Origin of the sequence: Paraburkholderia sp., assembly GCF_035948235.1 — a bacterium.
In the GTDB taxonomy this organism is placed as follows: domain Bacteria; phylum Pseudomonadota; class Gammaproteobacteria; order Burkholderiales; family Burkholderiaceae; genus Paraburkholderia.
Genome location: NZ_DASZJJ010000337.1, coordinates 1 through 21,296, shown reverse-complemented (window position 1 = coordinate 21,296; position 21,296 = coordinate 1). Strand labels below are relative to the sequence as shown.

The window sequence follows — 21,296 nt, the reverse complement described above, 5'->3', positions numbered from 1 at the left end:
TAGCGCCAGTGCGTGGTCACGCGCTGGCCGTCCAGCACGCCCGCTGCCGCCAGCACGAATACCCCGGAGCAGATCGAACACAGTCGCGCGCCGCGCGCATGGGCGGCACGCAATTTCTTGAGCAAGGCTTCGGGCGGGCGCTCGTCCGGATCGCGCCAGCCCGGTATCACGATGGTCTGGGCGCGGTCGAGCATGGCAAGCGTATAAGGCGCCGACACCGTAATGCCGCCCGCCGCGCGCAGCGGACCACGCTCGGCCGCGCAAACCGCGAAGCGATACCACGGCACATCGAGTTCGGGCCGCTCAAGCGCAAACAGTTCGGTCACGCAGCCGAATTCGAACGTACAAAGGCGGTCGTAGGCAAGCGCCACGACGAGATGGGAGGATAGCGTTACGGAATCGGACATGGCGCGATGTTACCGGAGATTGGCAATCGCGCCACTGTCGCCGCAATCCTCCGGACGCGAAAATGGCGGCTATCGACACCACAACAAGGAACCCGCCATGTCGTCCGTATCCGAAATCCCAGCCGCGTCAAGCGACCAGGCACTCGCCCATTTCAGCGCCTCGCTGACCTACGAAACCGATTGCGCCGATGTACACGCCGCACTCAGCAGCGGCGCCGCGCCGGATTTCGTGCTGCTCGACGTGCGCGGCCCGGCGCTGTTTGCGCGCGGTCATGTGCCAGGCGCCGTGAATCTGCCGCATGGCAAGATCGTGGAATCGAAGCTCGCAGATTATCCGCCGCACACGCTCTTCGTCACCTACTGCGCGGGGCCGCACTGCAATGGCGCCACGCGCGGCGCGATCCGGCTGGCGCGGCTCGGGCGTCCGGTCAAGATCATGACGGGCGGCGTCACGGGATGGCTGGACGAAGGCTTCGAACTCAGTGAAACCGTAGCTGCGTAAGCGCACAACGTGACGCAGGCGGCCATTATTTCTGGCCGCCACTGCACTAGAATCGGAGGTCACGTCAAACACCCAACCTATCGCCAGACATGATCACCTGCACACTGCGCTACGTCATCGACCCCTATCGCCTTGCCGAATTCGAAACCTACGCGAAGATGTGGATTCCCCTCGTCGAGCGATTCGGCGGCCAGCATCACGGCTATTTTCTGCCCAGCGAAGGCGCGAACAATATCGCCCTCGCCCTGTTCTCCTTCCCGAGCCTTGCCGCCTACGAGACGTATCGGGAAGCGTCACGCCACGACGCGGCCTGCCAGGCGGCCTTTCAGTATGCGGACGACACCCGCTGCATCGTGAGTTATGAGCGCAGTTTCATGCGCCCCGTATTCGGGTAGGATGCGCATAGCGAGCCGCGCGAACTGCGGCACGCCTCAACCTCTCTCTTTGCACCCGACATGCAACAAGGCACTCCGGCCACCGCCGCCAGCTTTGCCAGTATGGGCGTCGATCTGCTCGACTTCTTCGACGTCACGCCCACGTCCCTGTGGCTCGAGGACTATAGCCAGCTACGCGCGCTGTTCGAACGCTGGCGCGAAGCGGGCGTGACGGATATCCGCGCCTGGCTGGAGGAAGATCCGCGCCGGGTGGCCGAATGTTCGGCGTGTATCCGCGTGCTCAAGGTGAACCAACATACGCTCGCGCTCTATGGCGCGCGCAGTCATGACGAACTCACCGCGCACCTCGCGGAAGTCCTGCGCGACGACATGTTCCAGGCCCACGTGGGCGAGCTTGAACAGATGTGGCAAGGCAGCGCCACCTTCGAGAGCAAGAGCGTCAACTACACGCTCAGCGGCCGGCGCATGGACATCCTGTTGCGCGGCGTGATCCTGCCGGGCCATGAAAACGATTGGGGCCGCGTGCTGGTTGCAATCGAGGATGTCTCCGCGCTTGAAGAAGCCCGTCATCGTGCGGCGGCCAGCGAGCAATACGCACTAGGCGTTTTCGAGCACGCGCCGGTGTCGCTGTGGGTCGAGAATTTTTCGGCGATCCGAGAACTGCTGGACGAAGTGCGCATGCAAGGCATCGTCGATTTCCGCACCTTCACCGACGTGCATCCCGAATTCGTCGAGCGCTGCATGAGCGAGATTCAGGTGCTCGACGTGAATCACTACACGCTCGGCATGTACCGTGCGCCCGACAAGGCGACGCTGCTCGCGCGCCTGCCGCAGATCTTCCGCGACGAAATGCGTCCGCATTTTCGCGAGCAATTGCTCGATCTGTGGGAAGGCCGCTTGTTCCAGCAGCGCGAAGTAATCAACTATGCGCTCGACGGCAGCGAACTCAACGTCCACCTGCAATTTTCGGTTTTTCCGGGCCACGAGGAACGCTGGGATCTCGTGCTGCTCGCACTCACCGACATCACCGCGCGCAAGAAAGCCGAGGCTTACCTCGAATTCCTGGGCAAGCACGACGTCCTCACCAAGCTCAAGAACCGCTCGTTCTACGTCGACGAGTTGAACCGTCTGCAACGCAAGGGCCCATTCCCGGTCAGCGCGATCGTGGTGGATATGGACAACCTGAAAATCGTCAACGACCAGTTGGGCCACGCGGCCGGCGACGCGCTGCTGCGCCGGGCGGGCGAAGTATTGGCGAAGGCGATCCAGAAGCCCTACCATGCCGCGCGAATTGGCGGCGACGAATTCGTGGTGTTGATGCCGGGCGCCGACGCACGCGACGCGGAAATCGTCGCAGACAGCATCGGCAAGCTGGTCGAGCTGAACAACCAGTTCTACGGCGGCCCGCGTTTGAGCTTCTCGCTGGGCTGGGAAAGCTGCGCGGAAGGCGAAAGCGTGGAAGCCATGCTGCGTGCCGCGGACGCGGCCATGTACGAGGCCAAGCGACGCCGCAACGAACTCGCGCGCAAGGGCGCCGAGTCGTCGGAACTGCTCGCTACGCCGCGCAACGACACTCTCTAGGCGGCTTCAACTGGCCAGACAGTCCCGTTCGCTGCGTGCGCGCGGGTCTCATCCGCTAGTCGCCCGATTAATTCGGACAACGGAGATTCTTGCCGATGTAAACGGCAACCGGGAGCGCGACGCATAGCGTCCCGCTCCCGGTGTGTGATGCACCCAACCGCCGCGCCCGTGCAACCGAAACCGCACAGCAGCACCTGGAAAGCGCCCGGCGCGCGCATCGGATCACGCGTAGCGAGGGCGCCAAGGCGCCCCCGCTACGTCATCATCCGCGCACGCGCCGCGCGGCGGCGGCCAGCATCACGACGCGTTGACAGCGTCCTTGAAGGCCTTACCGGCCGTGAACTTGACCGTCTTGGCCGCAGCGATCTGGATTTCCGCGCCCGTTGCCGGGTTGCGGCCGACGCGTGCTGCGCGCTGGCCGGTCGAGAACGAACCGAAGCCGACGAGCTGCACGGAATCGCCCGACGTGACCGCCTTGGTGACCACTTCGAGGATCGCGTCGATTGCCGCGCCGGTGGCTGCCTTGGTCTCGCCCGTGCTTGCGGCGACTGCGTCAATGAGTTCCTGTTTGTTCATCTGCTACCTGTGTTGAGTTGAGAAAACCTGCATACCCTACATCACGCGGGCAAAACAGGCAAATCGCGTTGCATATCGAAACGTAAGGCACACGGGGCTTACAGGGCCCTGGCCGAAGCGGGAACGATTCATGCAAGGCGATTTTCTCGCCTATTTAGTGACTATTTCGCGTATTTTTACAAAAACCAGCGATATTCGCGTGCGGCAATTGCGTTCATAAAATCGAGGTGGTCCTGCCGTTTATTCTCGCAATAGACTGTCACAAAGTCCTCTCCCAGCGCCTCGCGCACCCCTGCGTGAGTCTGCATGGCGGCCACCGCCGAGAGCATATCGCGCGGAAAATCGACCCCGCTCGCACGGTTTTCGTTGAGCGGCGCGATCGGTTCGCGGCCCGCGTCGAGACCGTATTCGATGCCCGCGAGAATGGCAGCTAGCACCAGATAGGGGTTCGCGTCGGCGCCCGCGAGGCGATGTTCGATACGCAGATTTGCTTCGTCCGACTCCGGAATACGGATGCAGGCGTCGCGATCCTCGAAGCCCCAGCTCGCCCGACTCGCCGCGTTCACCATCGCGCCGTAGCGTCGAAATGCGTTGTGGTTCGCGGCAAAGATCGGCATGCAATGCGGCAACAGTGCAAGGCAACCCGCCACCGCGTGACGCAACCCGCGCCGCTCGTGCGCAGCCAGCACGTTGCGGCCCGCCTCGTCGTAGAGACTCACGTGCACGTGCATGCCGCTGCCCGGCGCGTCGAGCCAGGGCTTCGACATGAAACTCGCGCGGTGGCCGTGCCGCATCGCCACGCCTCGCGTGCTGCGGCAGAACAGCGCGGACCAGTCGGCCGCGCGCAGCGCGTCCTCGCAGTGGCCAAAATTGATTTCGAACTGCCCCGGTCCAAGCTCGGCAGTGATAACCGTTGCATCGACATCCTGTTCGCGAGCTGCCTCGACCATCTCGTGCAGCACGGGAGCGAAGCGCGACAGGCGCTCGATGTGCATGTTGGGCTGGTCGTCGGGATCGTCGCAGAGCGTATCCCGCGCGTGCTGCGGCAGCCCCTCGCGCAGCTTTGCGTCGAACAGGTAGAACTCCAGCTCGAAGGCGACGACCGGCTTGAGGCCGCGCCGCGCGAAGCGCTGGAGCACGCGCGCAAGCACTTCGCGCGGCTCGAAAGCGATTGGCGCGGCCGTGCCGTCCGAGGTGATGAGCATCTGCGCGAGCGGCTCCTGTTCCCAGCGCACCCGCTTGAGCGTGCCGGGCACCAGACGCCGTGCGGCGTCAGGATCGCCGTCGTGGAAGCAATAATCGCCGATGGGGTACACGCCGCCCTGCGCGCCCAGCAGGATGGTGTTTTGCGGCAGCTTGAGCATGGCGCCCGCCGCGACTTTTTCGAGCATGCCGATAGGGTAACGCTTGCCGTAGAAGTGGCCTGGCAGGTCGAGACAGATCAGATCGACATAGCGCACGTCAGGATGCGCAGCACGAAAAGCGCGTACTTCGGCCAGCAGAGCGGATGCGATTTCAGTCACGTCGAGTCCTGTAATTTAATATGGAATACGAAACATCCAGAAAGCACGCATGCTGTTAAAGCGTGCTGAAAACAATCCATCAATGCATACGCGAGCGTGGTATCAGGTGAACACCCACAGCACGCGCGCGGTCTGCTGCGCGAGATTCGCATAGCTGAAGCGGCAACGCGACGGCAACTGGAAACTGTCGCCGGCCTTGAGGGTGACCGGCTCGCCGTCACTGTCGAGCCAGATCGTGAGTTCGCCTTCGAGCACGAAACCGCCCTGCTCGTCGCTATCGTCGACGGGACGCTCGCCGCTCGTCGCGCCCGGCTCCAGCAGACTTTCGAGCATCGAAAAGCCCGATGACATACTCGGCGACACCAGCACGTCCGTGATGCCGCCGCCGTAATAAAGCGTGCGCCGCTCACCCGGGCGCGTGACCCATGGCAGCGCGCGCGGCTTGCTCACGCTGTAGAAGTACGTGGTGGGCGTCTGCAGCGCCTCGCCGATCGCGGTGAGATCGGCGACCGTGGGCCGCGACAACCCGCGCTCGACCTGCGAAAGGAACCCCACCGAGCGTCCGATGCGCTGCGCCAGTTCCGACAACGTCACCTTCTTGTGCTTGCGCAGATCGCGAATCAGGATCGCAAGCCCTTCGATCTCTTCCTGCCTGTCCATGCCGGTTTTACTCCATCAGACGACGTCGCGCAGGCGATACCAAAGCTTGCCAAGCGCCTCGAGCGGTGCGGCCAGCGCATCGCCGCCCGGAAAACGCGGATTATGGATGGCCTCGTAGTGCGAGAGCAAGCGCGTGTCGCCCAGGATTGCATCGGATACCGCACGCGCAGCAGCCAGCGTCGGCAGCACGCCGTGACCTGAAAACCCTTGCAGCCAGTAGCGTCCGCGCGCGTGGCCCACGTCGGGCGTGCGCCGGATGCTGATGTCGATATGGCCGCCCCACGCGTGCTCGAGCGCGACGCCGCGCAGTTGCGGGAACGCGCGTTCAAGGCTCGGGCGGATGGCCGCGCGGATGTCCTTCGGAATGCCGCCCAGATACGTACAGGCGCCGCCGAACAGCAGACGGTGATCGGGGCTCAGACGGAAATAGTCGGGGACGAACTGATTGTCGATCACGCAACTATTGCGCGGCAGGAGTGTGTTCGCGAGCACGGGATCGAGCGGCTCGGTCGCTACCTGATACGTGCCGACCGGCAGCACGCGGCGCGCGAGTTCGCTGTCGAGCCGGTCGATATAGGCGTTGCAGGCGAGCACTAGCGTATCCGCGCGAATCGATCCGTTTGGCGTATTCGCAACGAAACCGGATGGAGTCTGCCGCCACTTCAGCACGCGGGTTTGCTCGAAAATGCGGCCGCCCGCGCGCTCGATGGCCGCGGCAATGCCCAGCGCCAGCTTGAGCGGATTCAGATGCCCAGCCTCCGGATCGTAGAGCGCGGCGCGATAGCGCGGGCTACCGATCCAGCCGGGCATGTCCTGCTGCGGGATCACGCGCAGCGCGTCGTAACCCCACTTCTGCGCGGCCTCGTCGCGCGCCGCGTCCAGCAGCGCGACTCGGCTGCGCTTCACGGCGGCCCAGAGACTGCCGGGCCGGTAGTCGATATCGAAACCATGGCGCACCGGCAGTTCACGCACCTCGCGCGCCGCCCAGCGCATGCTGTCCCACAGCTCGCGGGCGCGCTCGACACCCAGCGAATGTTCGAGCGGCCCCATGTCGCACGACCAGCCGAGCAGCGCCTGGCCACCGTTGCGTCCGGACGCGGCCCACGCCACCCGGCTCGCCTCGACGACGGCGACGCGCTTGCCGGCCAGCGCGAGACGCAGCGCCGTGTGCAGGCCGCTGAACCCGGCGCCGACGATCAGGACGTCAGCGTCGCAATCCTCTTCCAAAGCCGGGCGCGCCGGTGCGGCGGCAGGCAGGGTGCGGGCGTAGTAGCTGTCCACATGCTGGTTCGATTCGACGAACATAGCGGCATCCGTGAAATTTTATCGGCTTAATTTCATGAAAAATTAGCACGACAATTTCACGGATGCAAGAGTGTGTTTGTTCGACTTCTTTTCGTTTTATCGCTCTACGCCTGCTGCCCGGCTCGCCCATTCGCGCACATACGCCGGTTCGCCGCTCGGCGGCAACTCGCCGTCGCGCTGCGGCGCGAGCGGCCTGAGCGCCATCGGCAAAACGCCCGCCCAGACGGGGCGATCGAGGTCTTCTTCATCGTCCGTGACACCGTGGGCGCGCACCTTTGCCACCGCTTCGTCGAGCGCCAGACGCAGCACCGTGGTCGCGGCCAGTTCATTGCGGTTGCCGCTGCGCGCGTCATGCACGCGGCCCGGTGCGATGTGCTCCATGAAAGCGTCGAGCGCGGCGCCCTTTTGCTCGTCCGCGACGACTTCAAAAGCGCCGTAGATCATCGCCGAGCGATAGTTCATCGAGTGATTGAACGCCGAACGCGCGAGCACGAGGCCGTCAAGATGCGTAATGGTCACGCAGACCTGTGCGCCCTCGGCGGCCAGCTTGAGCATGCGGCTGCCGTTGGAGCCGTGGATGTAGAGATGATCGCCTTCGCGCCAGCAGGCCGTGGGAATGCAGTGGACACCGAGGTCGTCGGCGAACGCGATATGGCAGACATAGGCGGCGTCGAGAATCGCATGCAGCGTGGCGCGATCGTAATCGGCGCGCTGCGCGATACGGCGCATGCGCGTTCGCGCAGTGGGCGCGCCCTGGGTTGCGACGGGTTGGGTCTCGTTGTTATCGCTCGCGGCCATCCTCGGCTTCTCCTGTTTTCAGGGTGGGAAAGCCGGTTACGTTAGCGAAGCGCTGGCTCCAACGGTAGACCCATGATCCAATGAAAGCATGGGGCCACGATGCGTGGTGGATATGTCCCGAAAAAATCAGGCTTTCGCAGACTTTTTGCGCATAACACGCATAGGCGTGGCTGCGCTGTCCGTGGACCGCGCCGCGCGTCTGGGTGAGCGACGCGTGCCCGTCGCCTTATTCGTGGGCGCTGCAGCATTCGCCTTGCTGCGTAACGCTTCCAGCTCCTGTGTCTGCGCAGCGTGGGCCGTGCGCAGTGCCTCCAGACGCCCTTCCAGCATGCCGGCCTGGTGCCGCAGATCGCCCAACTGGCCTTGCAACGTCTGCGATTCGGCGCGGGCGCTTTCTTCGGCACGCGTGGCGCGCTTCGTCGCGGCTTCCAGGTCTTTTTGTAGGCGTGCATTGGTGGCACGCTCGCGCTCGATTTCGAGCAAAGCGCGTTTTTCCGCAGCTTGCAGGCGAGCTTCGGCGAGTTCGGCGCCTGCGCGCAGTTTGTCGAGTTCCGCTGCGAAATCGGCACGCGCCTGGACGAGCGCGGCGTCGCGCTCGCGGCCATCTTGCTGCAAGCGTGCAATCTGCCCTTCAAGCGCGGCACGCGTGGCCTCGCCCGCCGCCTGGGCTTGCTCCAGTTCGTGAATACGCACCTGCGCCGCGAGCAGTGCGTTGGTGCGCTGTTCCAGCGCCGTTTCCGTCCGTGCGAGATCGTTCTGCAAGGTTGCGACACGGGACTCGGCTTCGTGCCGTGCGTCTTCGACTTCGACGCGCAGCGCTTCGAGCGAAGCCTGCGCCGACGCCGTGGCGCGAGTCCACAAGGCCGCAACCAGTTCGCCCGCTGCGCCCTGCAGTTCTTCCGGCAGATCGGCGTGCTCGATACGCACCCGGCTTTTCTCGCGCAACTCGGCCCAGAAGTCCGAGAGAACCGCCGTGGGCGTCCCCATGCTGCCGCGGCGCACCAGTTGATAGAGGCGGTTAGCGGTGGGTGTCACGCCAAAGCGAAAGAAGAGAAGCGCACACACCTCGCGATATAACTCCCGCGTCTTGGGAAATTCGACCTTGAGGCGTTCGATTTCGGCCGTGATACGGACTTCGTCGGGAGCGGCGTCGGACATGATCGGATTCGAGGGCATTGAATCTATAAATATTACAACGTAAACCGTCAAATTTCTACTTTTAATGGCTTATATTTAGACATTACTTTTATAATGTTCATATTTACATCCGAAAGGCGTGCGTGAATGCTATTCAGCCTGAAAATCGATCTAAGGAAATGTGCGAAGCTCGCTGGGCGCGAGCCGCCAGAATACTGATACGGAAGCGCGATCAGCCCTGCTCTTCGCGCGAGAGCCGCTCGCCTAGCGCGGCGATCTGCGAATCCGCGAAAACCTCAATGCCATGGGCGCGCAGCAACGCAGCGGTCACCCCTGCCCCGGCGTGGCGCAGCCCGGAAAAGCTACCGTCGTAGATAAACTGGCTGCCGCACGACGGGCTACCGTCGATGAGCAAGGCAAAGCGGCAATCATGCTCGCGCGCCGCCGCGAGTGCCGCGTGCGCGCCCGCCACGAACAACGCGGTCACATCGGCGCCAGCCAGATCGATCACCTGCGCGTCACCAGCCAGCACCTGTGCGCCCGACCGTGCAAATGCAATCTCCGCCGCCGGACGCGGCACGCCAAATCCGCCCATCAACTCGGGACAGACAGAAACAATGCGCCCTTCGCGCTGCCAGGCGTCGAGCAGCGGATGCGCGAGGGTCTTTGCCGCCCCGTTGTAGCGCACCGGACTGCCCAGCAGACAGGCACTCACCAGAATCTTGTGAATCATCGCCATCGAAAAAGAAGCCTGAAAACCGTCATTCATCCCGGGCTGCACGCAGCAATGCCTCGGAGAGCTTGTCGAAGTGGCGCAGCGCAGCCGGGGTGAGTTCGACCTGCTTGCGGCGCGCGTCCTCGGTGTCGCCCAGGCGGATCCAGCCTTTCTCGCGCATCGAAGTTAGCCGCGCATGGAGCGTGGCCGGCGAACCCAGCTCACTCTTGCCCATGATGTCGCGCACCGAAAGACGCTCCTGAGCCTGACCGACGCGCGCAACCAGTTCGAGGATGCGTTGTTCAAGCGGGTCGAGCGCCGGCAGCGCGGGCAGACCACGCAGCGCGTCCGCCAGTTGCAGGAAACGGAAATAGATATCAGCAGGGCGCGTCATGGTGGGGGCTTCGCATATCGACTGCCAGTGCTTCCCACACACATTGCGCGCATGGGAACGCGAAGGATTCTACCGCGCCGATAAACGCACAACTGCTTTTGCACCGGTGATCAGGCGCCACGATCCCGGAGGCATTCTTCTAATTTTTCTATTCGGTCAGACCGGATACGCGCGATGCCCAACGATCGTCCAGTGCATGCAGCCAGGCATCCGCTGCCTGCCCGCCTTCGAGCATCCGGGCGATGCGCTCATAAAGAGCGAACCAGTCGACAGCCAGCACGGGCACGGTGATGTCCCCGCGCGCGCGATAGACGAGATAGCGCATCCAGCTGTCGAGAAAAACACCCTGCCCCGGCATCAGCAGACACGGCGGGCGGGCGACACGCGGATAGTGCAGGCTGGTTTCACCGATTGCCGCGCTCAGGGACGCGTCGTCGTCGCCATCCAGCATGCAATGACTGCGCACCGCCTGATCGACAAGCGACATCGGCAATTCCACGAACGCCACGCGTACATCGCTGACGACGCGCAGCGCCGCGCTGCCCGCGATATCTCTTGCGCCGTCTCCCGCAAACACGCGCTTCGCCACGACCGAGCGCGCCTGGGGCGGCAGTGCGCCGAGCTGCATGGCGCCATGAAACAGCGCCTCGCGAAACAGGGGATATCGGACCAGCCAGGTGTCGGATGAAGCCATACGACAATCCGCGCGATCGCGGCGCGCCTTCATGACTCATGGACCGAATCATGGGCACGCCGCGTCGCCCGGCAATCTCTCAGGTTCTATTGTTATAAAAAATATAACGTCAAATCGACCGATCGACAAGAGGTGTCGAAGGAAATTTGTACCGCCGGCCATGCCGGAAGAATGAGCGCCTTCTTCGCATTCATGCAAATGCCATAAAAACCGCAGCCTGAATATTTTTCGATTTTTTTTCGAGGCCCGCGATTTATTTTCGGAACGATTCTATCGAAAGCTATTCGTAAACATCACTTTCGATGTCGGCGACATTGGCCTCTGCCCGTCGCCTCACCACTGGAGCCTGAACGATGAACCCTCCGAAACGCTTCCTGCTCGCCAACCTCGCCTGGTCTGCCGAAGTGGCCACCCGCGAGCCGGATTTCTTCAGCCAGCTCGCACAAGGCCAGCAGCCCCGCGTTCTGTGGATAGGTTGCTCGGACAGCCGCGTGCCCGCCGAGCGCATCATTAACGCCCGGCCCGGCGAACTATTCGTACACCGTAATATTGCCAATCTCTTCGCCACCGACGACACCAATGCTTCCAGCGTGGTCGAATACGCCGTGCACGCGCTCGAAGTGGAGCACATCATCGTGTGGGGCCACCACCATTGCGGTGGCGTGCGCGCCGCGCTTTCGCCACCCTCGCCCGCGCTGCCGCTTGTGAATCGCCGCATCGCCGGGCTGCGCGAACTGGCCGCGCGGCATCGCGCCGAACTCGAGGCCATCGCGGACATGGACGCGCGCGTCGACCGCCTTGCCGAACTCAACGTGATCGAGCAGGTCCAGCGCCTCGAAGCCTCGCCGATCCTGCGCGACGCCAAACGCACGCCGCAGGTGCATGGCTGGGTCTTTGGCCTGCGCGAAGGCCGCCTGCTGCAATTGCACGAGGCACCCGACGCTAACGAAGCACAAGGCGCGCAGCACGCCGCTGTCGCGGCCTGAAACGCCTCCGGATCGCTCTCTCCACTCCTGGAATTTCCATGCCGAAATCTCGCTCCATCGACTTCACGACCCTGCGTAGCGACCTGTTCGCTGGCATCGTCGTCTTTCTCGTCGCGCTGCCGCTGTGCCTGGGTATCGCCACGGCCTCTGGCGTCGAGCCTTTCGCCGGGCTGCTGTCCGGCATCGTCGGCGGCCTCGTGGTCGCCCTGCTCAGCGGCTCGCATCTGAGCGTGAGCGGCCCCGCGGCGGGCCTCGTCGTGATCGTGGTGTCCGCCATCGGCACGCTCGGCAGTTTTTCGGCCTTTCTCTGCGCCGTGCTGCTCGCCGGTGCGTTGCAGATCGTGTTCGGCCTGCTGCGCGCCGGGCAACTGGCGAGCTTCGTGCCGGTGCCCGTCATCAAGGGCATGCTGGCGTCGATCGGCCTGCTGCTGATCGTCAAGCAGGTCCCGCTGGCCATGGGTCTCAGTGGCGGTGTCGGCGCGTCGGGCACCTCGACCGTCTCGGAGGCCACGCTCGCGACGCCATTCGGCCCGGTTCTTTTGCCTGCGCTTGCGCTCGCCATAGTGTCCGTGGCGCTGCTATTCGCATGGGAAACGCCGCGCGCGAAACGCTTCGCGCTAGTGCGCGCCGTGCCGGGACCGCTTGCCGTGGTGGCGCTCGGCATCGGCGTGACGGTGTTGCTCGACAGGTTCGCGCCGGCGCTGGGCCTGGCCGCAGAGCAACGCGTGGCGCTGGACTCGCTCGCATCGTTCGACGCGCTGGCCGGCGCGCTCGCGCTGCCCGACTTCACGCAACTGATTGACGCCGATGTCTGGCGCGTTGCGCTCACGCTCGCCGTGGTCGCGAGCCTCGAAACGCTGCTGAGCCTCGAAGCCGTCGAGCAGATGGACCCGCAACGGCGCCGCGCCTCGCCCGATCGCGAACTCAAGGCGCAGGGCGTCGGCAATATGGTCGCCGCAGCGCTGGGCGGCCTGCCGATCACGGCGGTGATCGTGCGCAGCTCCGCCAATCTCAACGCGGGCGCACGCACGCGGCTCTCCGCTTTCGTGCATGGCGTGTTGCTGCTCGTGAGCGTGTTCGCGCTCACCACGGTGCTGAACCTCATTCCGCTAGCCTGCCTTGCGGCCATCCTGATCCAGACTGGCTACAAGCTCGCGAAACCGCAACTCATCGTCGCGATGATGCGTGAAGGCGCCGAGCGCCTGATTCCCTTCGTCGCCACCATCGTGGGCGTGCTCGCGACCGACCTGCTGATCGGCATTGGAATCGGCATTGCGGTGAGCATGTTGCTGGCGATGCGCGCGAACCTCGACGACACTTTCGCGCTCGCCGAACACGACGATCACTACCTTCTGTCGTTTCGTAAGGATGCCTCATTTCTTGCGAAGCCGATGCTGATGCGCTGCCTCGCGCGCATTCCCGACCACGCGACCTTGTTGATCGATGCGGAGCGCGCCGATTTCGTCGACCGTGACATCCGCGAAACCCTCGACCGTTTTATCGCCGATGCACCGCGCCGCCACATCGCCGTGGAGCGCGTCCAGTGGCCGCGCATCGATGCGACTGCGCGTCGTCGCCTGCCGTGGTCGCGCGCCGCCACTTAAAAGCCGTCCGCAGATGAAAAAAAGCGCGCCGAAGCGCGCCTGAATGATCGCTGCTGCATCCCGCGCCGCCGTGCCGTGTCGCTGTCACGGCGGCGCAAGAATCGCGCTACTGCGTCAATCGAAATTCTCTCGCAGCCATTTCTTGTTCAGCTTGCCCACGCTGGTTTTCTCGATCGCATCGACGAACTTGACGACCTCCGGCACGGCAAACTTCGAGATCTTGCCGGTCTCGACGAATTGCATCACATGCGTGCGAATATCTTCGGCGCTTACCGGCGTATCATGCTCTGCGCGCAGCACAACCACGGCAGCCGGACGCTCGCCCCACTTGTCGCTCTTGATGCCAATGACCGCCACTTCGGCCACGGCAGGATGCTGCGAGATCAGGCTTTCGATATCCAGCGACGAGACCCACTCGCCGCCCGACTTGATCACGTCCTTGATGCGGTCCGTGATCTGCAGATAGCCGTCCGGACCAATGCGCGCAACGTCCTGGGTGTGCAGATAGCCGCCTTCCCAGAGTACTTTCGAGGCCTCGGGATTGTGCAGATAGCCTTGCGTGAGCCAGGGCGCACGCACCACGACCTCGCCGCTCGCGACGCCGTCGTGTGGCACGTCTCGCATTTCTGCATCGACAATACGCAGATCGACCAGCGGAATCGGCAAACCCGTGCGGCAGCGCAGGCTCACTTCTTCATCCAGCGTGCGCGGCTCGCGCGACGGCATCAATTGCGCCAGCGTGAGCACCGGGCAGGTTTCGGACATGCCATAGCCCGTGAAAATATCGATGCCGCGTTCGAGCGCAGCGCGCGCGAGACCATGCGGCAGCGCGCCACCGCCGATCACCACCTTCCACTTGCTGAAGTCGGCGGTTTTCGCCTGCGGGCAACTGAGCATCATGTGCAGGATCGTGCCCACACAATGCGAGTAGGTCACGCCTTCGTCGCGAATCAGCTCGACGATGCGATCCGGCACATAGCGGCCCGGATACACCTGCTTCACGCCCATCAGCGTCGCGATGTACGGCATGCCCCACGCGTGAACATGGAACATCGGCGTGAGCGGCATATAGACGTCGCCGCGATGGATGCGCTGGCCAGACTCGGGGCTCGCAAGCGCAGCCATCACCGTGATGGTGTGCAGCACCAGTTGCCGATGCGAAAAATACACGCCCTTCGGCAAACCGGTCGTGCCGGTCGTGTAGAAAGTCGTGGCGCGCGTGTTCTCGTCGAAATCGGGGAAATCGAACTGCGTGCCGCTGGATGCGAGCAAACGCTCGTATTCGCTGGCGAATTCGATACCCGGCGGCAGCGTCGCATTGCCTTCATCGTCGATCAGCACGAACGTATGCACGCGCGGCAGCTTTTCGCGAATCGCCTCCAGCACCGGCAGGAAATCCGTATGCACCAGCACGACTTCCGCGCGCGCATGATCGATCGTATAAGCGATTTCGGCCTGCGAAAGACGGATGTTCACGGTCTGCAGCACCGCGCCCATCATCGGGATGGCGAAATAACACTCCAGATAGCGATGGCTGTCCCAGTCCATGACCGCGACCGTGGTGCCATGCTTCACGCCCAGACTCTGCAAACCATTCGCGAGCCGCGCAATCCGCTCCTGCAACTGCGCGTAGCTGATGCGAACCTTGCCGCGATAGACAATCTCCTGCTCACGCGCATGCGCCATCGGCGTGTGCAGGAGGCGCTTGATCAGGAGAGGATAGGCATAGGCCGACGCTGCGTCCTCATTGACATCGCTCGCGTCGGTTGCTTGATTCGCCTCGTGGTACATGTATTTCTCCAGTCTCATGCCGCGCGCTAAAAGGGCTTAGCGCAGATTCTCGAAAATCGCTGCAATACCTTGACCGCCGCCGATGCACATCGTCACCAGCGCGTAACGACCACCCACGCGTTGCAGTTCGTGCAGCGCCTTCACGGTGATGAGCGTGCCGGTCGCGCCAATCGGATGGCCCAACGAAATACCCGAGCCATTCGGGTTCACCTTGGCCGGATCGAGGCCCAGTTCCTGGGTCACCGCGCAAGCCTGCGCCGCGAAAGCTTCATTCGATTCGATCACGTCGAGGTCTTCGATGCGCAGACCCGCGCGTTGCAGCGCGAGGCGTGTGGCCGGCACCGGGCCGATACCCATGTGCAGCGGATCGACGCCCGCATGCGCGTAGGCGACGAGGCGCGCCATCGGCGCGAGACCGCGCTGTTCGGCGGCTTCGCGCGACATCAGCAGCACCGCGGCCGCAGCGTCGTTGATACCCGAGGCATTGCCCGCCGTCACCGTGCCGTTTTCCTTCGCGAACACCGGCTTGAGCTTCGAGAAGTCTTCCAGCGTCGCGTCGGTACGCAGATGCTCGTCGGTATCGAAGACGACTTCGCGGCCCTTCACCGTGCGCTTGACCGGCACGATCTGGCTGGCGAAGCGGCCTTCAGCGATCGCCTGTGCCGCGCGGCGATGCGATTCGAGCGCCAGCGCGTCCTGACGTTCGCGCGAGATGTCGAACTTGCGCGCGACGTTTTCGGCGGTCACGCCCATCGGCACCGTGTGAAACGGATCATTGAGCGCGCCAAGCATCATGTCGACGAGACGCACATCGCCCATGCGCGCGCCAAAACGCGCGTCGGGCGTGATATAGGGCGCGCGGCTCATGTTTTCCGCGCCCGCGCCGATCGCCACATCGGCGTCGCCCAGCAGAATGGTTTGCGCCGCCGAAACGATGGCCTGCAGGCCCGAGCCGCACAGACGGTTGACGTTGAACGCAGGCGTGGATTCCGGAATGCCCGCGTTGATGGCGGCCACGCGCGAGAGATAGAGATCCTTCGGTTCCGTGGCGATCACGTTGCCGAACACCACATGGCCCACGTCCTCGGGCTTGACCTCGCTGCGCGCCAGCACTTCGCGCAGCACAAGCGCGCCCAGTTCGGTGGGCGACAGGTCTTTCAGGCTGCCGCCGAACTTGCCGATTGCAGTCCGCACGCCACCAACAACTACGACTTCCTTGCTCATTTTGCACTCCTCATTCGATGGGCCACGCACACGCGTGGCGCGCATTACATGTTCGGATAATTGGGACCGCCACCGCCTTCCGGCGTGACCCAGACGATATTCTGTGTCGGGTCCTTGATATCGCAGGTTTTGCAGTGCACGCAGTTTTGCGCGTTGATCTGCAACCTGTCTGCGTTGGAATCGTCTTTGATGAATTCGTAGACGCCTGCAGGACAAAAGCGTGCTTCCGGTCCCGCGTAGGTCGTCAGATTGATGCCAACCGGCACACTCGCGTCCTTGAGCGTCAAATGCGCGGGCTGATTCTCTTCGTGATTCGTGTTCGAGATGAACACCGAAGAGAGCCGGTCGAATGTGAGCTTGCCGTCAGGTTTCGGATAAACGATCGGCTTGCATTGCGAGGCGGGCTTAAGCGTCTCGTGATCGCGATGCTTGTGATGCAGCGTCCAGGGCACCTTGCCGCCCAGCACTTTCTGTTCGAGGCCGACCATCATCGTGCCCAGATACAGGCCCTTACTCATCCACTGCTTGAAGTTGCGGGCCTTGTACAGTTCTTCGTGCAGCCACGATTGCTTGAATGCTTCGGGATAAGCGGTGAGTTCATCGCTCTGGCGACCTGCCTGTACGGCTTCGAATGCCGCTTCCGCCGCCAGCATGCCGGTCTTGATCGCCGCGTGGCTGCCCTTGATACGCGAAACGTTGAGGAAGCCCGCATCGTCGCCGACCAGCGCGCCGCCCGGGAACACCAGCTTGGGCAGCGACATCAGGCCGCCCGCCGTGATCGCGCGCGCGCCATACGAGACGCGCTTGCCGCCTTCCAGATATTTGCGGATGGCCGGATGCGTCTTGTAGCGCTGGAATTCCTCGAAAGGCGAGAGATAGGGATTTGAATACGCTAGGCCGACGACAAAACCCACCATCACCTGATTGTTATCGGTGTGATAAAGGTACGAACCGCCGTAGGTATCGCTTTCGAGCGGCCAGCCCGCCGTATGCACGACAAGACCCGGCTGATGCTTTGCGGGATCGATCTCCCAGAGTTCCTTGATGCCGATGCCGTAGACCTGCGGATCGGCGTCCTTGCCGAGCTTCAGCTTCTCGTTCAGTTGCCGCCCAAGGTGACCGCGCGCGCCTTCGCAGAAGAGGGTGTATTTCGCGTGCAACTCCATGCCGAGCTGGAAATTCTCGGTCGGCTCGCCGTCCTTGCCGATGCCCATGTTGCCGGTCGCAACGCCCTTGACCGAGCCATCGTCGTTGTACAGCACTTCCGCCGCCGGAAAGCCCGGGAAGATTTCAACGCCCAGCGCCTCAGCCTGCTGACCCAGCCAGCGCGTCACGTTCGCGAGGCTGATGACGTAGTTGCCGTGGTTCTTGAAGTTATCGGGGAGCGCCCAGTTCGGCACGGCCTTCGCGCCCGTTTCCGAAAGAAACAGGAACTTGTCTTCCGTTACTGGCACGTTCAGCGGCGCGCCCTGTTCCTTCCAGTCGGGAAAGAGTTCGGTGATTGCGCGCGGATCCATGACGGCGCCGGAAAGAATATGCGCCCCGATTTCAGAACCTTTTTCCAGCACGCACACGCCGATTTCGGCGCCCTTTTCGGCAGCGAGCTGTTTCAGGCGGATTGCCGCCGACAAACCGGCCGGACCGCCACCGACGATCACCACGTCGTATTCCATCGACTCGCGCGGACCGTATTGCGCGATCAGATCGTTCGCGTTGGCGTTTGCGCCACCGTTTGCATTATTGGCATTCATACTGCGTCTCCCCCATCAACCGGAGCGCGGCCCGTGTCGGACCGCTGCCCCGGCCACAATCAGAACTGATCTTCGGCGAGCGCGAGCACGCCTTCGTCGCCGCGCGCGGCCAGCACCGCCGTCGCCAGGCCGCCAGCCTGCGAAAGCACGTGTTCCGCGTAGAACTGCGCCATGGCGATCTTCGCCCCGTAGAACGCGGGATCGGCGGCGAGATTGCGTTGCGCCGCCAGCAGCGCACGCGCCATCTGCCAGCCGCACAGCACGATGCCCGCGAGCTTCAGATAAGGCACGCTGCCGACGAACACCGCGTTCGGATCGCGCTTAACGTTTTCCAGCACGAAATCGACCACGCGCGACAGCGCCTGCACGCCCTGTTCGAGCTGCGTGCGCACCGATGCCGCCGCCGTGCCGCTAGCCTGGCCCAGCGCTTCGATGGTCTGCGCCACTTCGTCGAGCAGCGCCTTGGCCACCGCGCCGCCGTCGCGCGCGGTCTTGCGGCCGATCAGGTCATTCGCCTGGATCGCCGTGGTGCCTTCGTAGATCGCCAGGATGCGCGCGTCGCGGTAGTGCTGGGCCGCGCCGGTTTCCTCGATGAAGCCCATGCCGCCATGCACCTGAACGCCCAGGCTCGTGACATCGTTGGCCATCTCCGTGCTCCAGCCCTTGACGATCGGCACGAGGAATTCGTAGATCGCCTGATGACGCGCGCGCACGTCTTCGTCAGGGTGGCGATGCGCGATATCGGCATGACCGGCCGCCACGTACGCGAGCGCGCGGGCGCCTTCGGTCATCGAGCGCATGCTTGCGAGCATGCGGCGCACGTCCGGGTGATGCACGATCGTCACCGACTGCTTCGCGGAGCCGTCGACCGGGCGGCTTTGTACGCGTTCCTTCGCGTAGCCCACGGCCTGCTGGTAGGCGCGCTCGGCGATCGCCACGCCCTGCGTGCCCACGCCAAAGCGCGCCGCGTTCATCATGATGAACATATATTCGAGGCCGCGGTTTTCCTCGCCGATCAGATAGCCGATCGCGCCGCCGTTGTCGCCGTATTGCAGCACCGCCGTCGGGCTCGCCTTGATGCCGAGCTTGTGCTCGATCGACACGCAATGCACGTCGTTGCGCGCGCCGAGCGTGCCGTCTTCGTTGATCAGGAACTTCGGCACGATGAAGAGCGAGATGCCCTTCACGCCTTCGGGAGCGCCCGGCGTGCGCGCCAGCACGAGATGGACGATGTTCTCGGCCATATCGTGTTCGCCCCAGGTGATGAAGATCTTGGTGCCGAACACCTTGTACGAACCGTCGGCCTGCGGCTCGGCGCGCGAGCGCACCAACGCGAGGTCGGAACCGGCTTGCGGCTCGGTCAGGTTCATCGTGCCGGTCCATTCGCCCGAGATGAGCTTCGGCACGTAACGCTGCTTCTGTTCTTCGGTGCCGGCGGTGAGCAGCGCTTCGATTGCGCCATCGGTGAGCAGCGGGCAGAGCGCGAACGACAGGTTCGCCGCGTTGAGCATCTCGTTGCACGGCGTGCCGACCAGCTTGGGCAGGCCCTGGCCGCCATACTCGCTGGGATGTTGCAAACCTTGCCAGCCGCCTTCGGCAAATTGCGCAAACGCGGCCTTGAAGCCCGGCGTGGCCGTGACTTCGCCGTCGCGCCAGCTGCTCGGCGCGCGGTCACCTTCCACGTTCAGCGGGGCGAGCACTTCGCCGCTGAGCTTCGCGGCTTCTTCCAGCACCGCCTGAGCGGTCTCGAAGCCGGCATCTTCGTAGCCGGGCAGCGCGGCGACATCGTCGATGCCGGCCAGCTCTTTCAGTACGAACAGCATGTCCTTGACGGGGGCAGTAAAGCTCATGGCGAACCTTTCAATCACGCGGTAGATCGGGGAAGCCCTGCGGTGCCATAGCGCCTTGAACGACGTTCTGACGATACAGCAGGGACAATGTCCGGCCAATCGTAGCGGCAAAGAGACTGCGCGGGACTGTCCAAACCGGCCCATCTAGTGACAAATCTGGCCACGTTCTGCCTGTTGAGCGCCTGAATAAAAGGCTTACCAGGGTAGAACCTGGTGTCTTGCGCGCCCAACCTACCCGCGCGGGTGGTTGCGTATCAGTCGCGGCCGCGATAGGTGCCAGGCGTGCTGCCGGTCCAGTGCCGGAAGGCGCGATGAAAGGCGCTGGGATCGTCAAAGCCGATATCCGCGCCGATGGCCGCAATCGTGTCCTGGGTGTCGGTCAGGCGCTGGATCGCCACGTCGCGGCGCAATTCGTCCTTGAGCACCTGAAACGACGTGTCCTCGGACGCAAGACGCCTGCACAAGGTTCGCACCGAGCAATGCAGATGATCCGAAGCCGCCTCGATGGTCGGCAGATCGGGCAGCGTGCTCGCCAGATACTGCCGCACCTGGTGGCTCACCAGTTGCTCGCTGAACGATTCGAAGATCCAGTCGCCGGGCGAACGCGCGAGAAACTGCCGCAGATTGCGCTTGCTCTGCCGGATCGGCATGTCGAGATACGCCGCGCTGAAGCGGAACAGCGCCGTCTCGCAGCCAAAGCGCACCGGGCCGGAAAAGAAATAGCGATGATCGTGCGCGTGGGCCGGGCGCTCGCAGGCCAGATCGACCTGAAGGAACGGAATCTTTTGCCCGATCAGCCACGACGACACGCCATGCGCGAGCTTGAGCATCAGCTCCTGGCCAAGTGGACTGAGCGCCCCGAAAGCCGGATGCGGGCGCAGTTCCACTTGCGCGACCAGCGCACTGCGCCGCGACTCGAGGCGGAAGTCGTCCAGCACGATATGAAAAAACTGGCCGAAGCGATGCAGCGCCGTCTCAAGATTGCGTGCGTCGAGCAGACTCAGGCAGAGAAACTTGAGTGTGCCGCTGCGAAACGGCCGGCTAAAGACGCCCGGCATTTCGTCGTCCAGCTCGATGGCCAGCATGCGGTAGAGCGTGGAAAACTGCTCCTCGGTCACGCGCGCGCCGGGTTCGTTCAGCAGTTCGCCGGGGATGCCCGCCTCCTCCAGATAACGCTCGACGACCTCGGGCCGCGCACCGGCAGCGGCGAGAAATCCAAGCACAAGCGAAATGGGAACGGTAGAGCCGGGAAGTTGCATGCCTGAAAAATGCGGGAGAAGCGAAGGATAAGCGCCAGCGCGCGACACCGCATCATACGCCCGCGCGCCGGCTTAGCCGAGTGCGGGAATCACGGGCAATACGCGTCATTGTCTGTCGGGCCGATTATCGGGATTGCGCGCGCG

20 protein-coding genes are annotated in these 21,296 nt (G+C 63.6%); 5 read left to right on the top strand and 15 right to left on the bottom strand.

What is annotated here, in order from left to right:
• The coding region (locus VG320_RS29895) for a DJ-1/PfpI family protein (protein WP_327203690.1) at nucleotides 1-407 on the bottom strand (407 nt) is incomplete at its 3' end.
• Between the two features lie 97 nt (nucleotides 408-504).
• Between VG320_RS29895 and VG320_RS29890 the strand changes: the two genes are divergently transcribed.
• The 3 genes from VG320_RS29890 (at nucleotide 505) to VG320_RS29880 (ending at nucleotide 2,885) form a co-directional block, all read left to right on the top strand.
• Complete coding sequence (locus tag VG320_RS29890) at nucleotides 505-909, top strand: rhodanese-like domain-containing protein (RefSeq protein ID WP_327203689.1); 405 nt, start codon at nucleotides 505-507, stop codon at nucleotides 907-909.
• 89 nt (nucleotides 910-998) lie between these two features.
• A complete protein-coding gene (locus tag VG320_RS29885; protein ID WP_327203688.1) occupies nucleotides 999-1,304 on the top strand; it encodes an NIPSNAP family protein in 306 nt (101 codons plus the stop codon).
• Nucleotides 1,305-1,406: 102 nt separating this feature from the next.
• Nucleotides 1,407-2,885, top strand: coding sequence for a GGDEF domain-containing protein (locus VG320_RS29880; RefSeq protein ID WP_327203691.1), 1,479 nt, complete (start codon nucleotides 1,407-1,409; stop codon nucleotides 2,883-2,885).
• Nucleotides 2,886-3,182: 297 nt separating this feature from the next.
• On the opposite strand, the gene VG320_RS29875 is transcribed toward VG320_RS29880, so the two are convergent.
• The 9 genes from VG320_RS29875 to VG320_RS29835 all read right to left on the bottom strand — a co-directional run bounded on the left by VG320_RS29875 (nucleotide 3,183) and on the right by VG320_RS29835 (nucleotide 10,687).
• Entirely contained in the window at nucleotides 3,183-3,461 is a 279-nt protein-coding gene (locus VG320_RS29875) for an HU family DNA-binding protein (RefSeq protein ID WP_027818693.1), read from the bottom strand.
• Nucleotides 3,462-3,637: 176 nt separating this feature from the next.
• The gene (locus VG320_RS29870) at nucleotides 3,638-4,984 is read right to left on the bottom strand and encodes a glutamine synthetase family protein (RefSeq protein ID WP_327203687.1); all 1,347 of its coding nucleotides are present in this window, start codon (nucleotides 4,982-4,984) and stop codon (nucleotides 3,638-3,640) included.
• A 102-nt stretch (nucleotides 4,985-5,086) separates the two neighbouring features.
• Nucleotides 5,087-5,644 carry an XRE family transcriptional regulator gene (locus VG320_RS29865; protein WP_327203686.1) on the bottom strand — a complete coding sequence of 186 codons (558 nt, stop codon included), beginning with the start codon at nucleotides 5,642-5,644 and terminating at the stop codon, nucleotides 5,087-5,089.
• Between the two features lie 15 nt (nucleotides 5,645-5,659).
• Nucleotides 5,660-6,949 carry an FAD-binding oxidoreductase gene (locus VG320_RS29860; protein WP_327203685.1) on the bottom strand — a complete coding sequence of 430 codons (1,290 nt, stop codon included), beginning with the start codon at nucleotides 6,947-6,949 and terminating at the stop codon, nucleotides 5,660-5,662.
• A 96-nt stretch (nucleotides 6,950-7,045) separates the two neighbouring features.
• Complete coding sequence (locus VG320_RS29855; protein WP_327203684.1) at nucleotides 7,046-7,747, bottom strand: pyridoxamine 5'-phosphate oxidase family protein; 702 nt, start codon at nucleotides 7,745-7,747, stop codon at nucleotides 7,046-7,048.
• A 126-nt stretch (nucleotides 7,748-7,873) separates the two neighbouring features.
• Nucleotides 7,874-8,905 (bottom strand): DNA-binding protein, encoded by a 1,032-nt coding sequence (locus VG320_RS29850; protein ID WP_327203683.1) that lies wholly within the window; start codon nucleotides 8,903-8,905, stop codon nucleotides 7,874-7,876.
• 211 nt (nucleotides 8,906-9,116) lie between these two features.
• Nucleotides 9,117-9,623: a DUF523 domain-containing protein gene (locus VG320_RS29845; protein WP_414696167.1), complete on the bottom strand. Its 507-nt coding sequence runs from the start codon at nucleotides 9,621-9,623 to the stop codon at nucleotides 9,117-9,119.
• A 22-nt stretch (nucleotides 9,624-9,645) separates the two neighbouring features.
• Nucleotides 9,646-9,993 (bottom strand): winged helix-turn-helix domain-containing protein, encoded by a 348-nt coding sequence (locus VG320_RS29840; protein WP_327203681.1) that lies wholly within the window; start codon nucleotides 9,991-9,993, stop codon nucleotides 9,646-9,648.
• A gap of 148 nt (nucleotides 9,994-10,141) precedes the next feature.
• Nucleotides 10,142-10,687 (bottom strand): hypothetical protein, encoded by a 546-nt coding sequence (locus VG320_RS29835; RefSeq protein WP_327203680.1) that lies wholly within the window; start codon nucleotides 10,685-10,687, stop codon nucleotides 10,142-10,144.
• Between the two features lie 353 nt (nucleotides 10,688-11,040).
• Between VG320_RS29835 and VG320_RS29830 the strand changes: the two genes are divergently transcribed.
• Complete coding sequence (locus tag VG320_RS29830) at nucleotides 11,041-11,673, top strand: carbonic anhydrase (RefSeq protein ID WP_327203679.1); 633 nt, start codon at nucleotides 11,041-11,043, stop codon at nucleotides 11,671-11,673.
• Between the two features lie 38 nt (nucleotides 11,674-11,711).
• The gene (locus tag VG320_RS29825) at nucleotides 11,712-13,277 is read left to right on the top strand and encodes a SulP family inorganic anion transporter (protein WP_327203678.1); all 1,566 of its coding nucleotides are present in this window, start codon (nucleotides 11,712-11,714) and stop codon (nucleotides 13,275-13,277) included.
• Nucleotides 13,278-13,391: 114 nt separating this feature from the next.
• Here VG320_RS29825 and VG320_RS29820 read toward each other — a convergent pair whose 3' ends face one another.
• From VG320_RS29820 to VG320_RS29800, 5 genes are all read right to left on the bottom strand, one after another.
• Complete coding sequence (locus VG320_RS29820; RefSeq protein ID WP_327203677.1) at nucleotides 13,392-15,068, bottom strand: fatty acid--CoA ligase; 1,677 nt, start codon at nucleotides 15,066-15,068, stop codon at nucleotides 13,392-13,394.
• A gap of 36 nt (nucleotides 15,069-15,104) precedes the next feature.
• Complete coding sequence (gene bktB / locus VG320_RS29815) at nucleotides 15,105-16,292, bottom strand: beta-ketothiolase BktB (protein ID WP_327203676.1); 1,188 nt, start codon at nucleotides 16,290-16,292, stop codon at nucleotides 15,105-15,107.
• A gap of 44 nt (nucleotides 16,293-16,336) precedes the next feature.
• A complete protein-coding gene (locus VG320_RS29810) occupies nucleotides 16,337-18,043 on the bottom strand; it encodes an electron transfer flavoprotein-ubiquinone oxidoreductase (RefSeq protein ID WP_327203675.1) in 1,707 nt (568 codons plus the stop codon).
• Between the two features lie 59 nt (nucleotides 18,044-18,102).
• Nucleotides 18,103-19,893 carry an acyl-CoA dehydrogenase gene (locus VG320_RS29805; RefSeq protein ID WP_327203674.1) on the bottom strand — a complete coding sequence of 597 codons (1,791 nt, stop codon included), beginning with the start codon at nucleotides 19,891-19,893 and terminating at the stop codon, nucleotides 18,103-18,105.
• A gap of 254 nt (nucleotides 19,894-20,147) precedes the next feature.
• Nucleotides 20,148-21,152 carry an AraC family transcriptional regulator gene (locus tag VG320_RS29800; RefSeq protein WP_327203673.1) on the bottom strand — a complete coding sequence of 335 codons (1,005 nt, stop codon included), beginning with the start codon at nucleotides 21,150-21,152 and terminating at the stop codon, nucleotides 20,148-20,150.
• Nucleotides 21,153-21,296 lie beyond the last annotated feature (144 nt).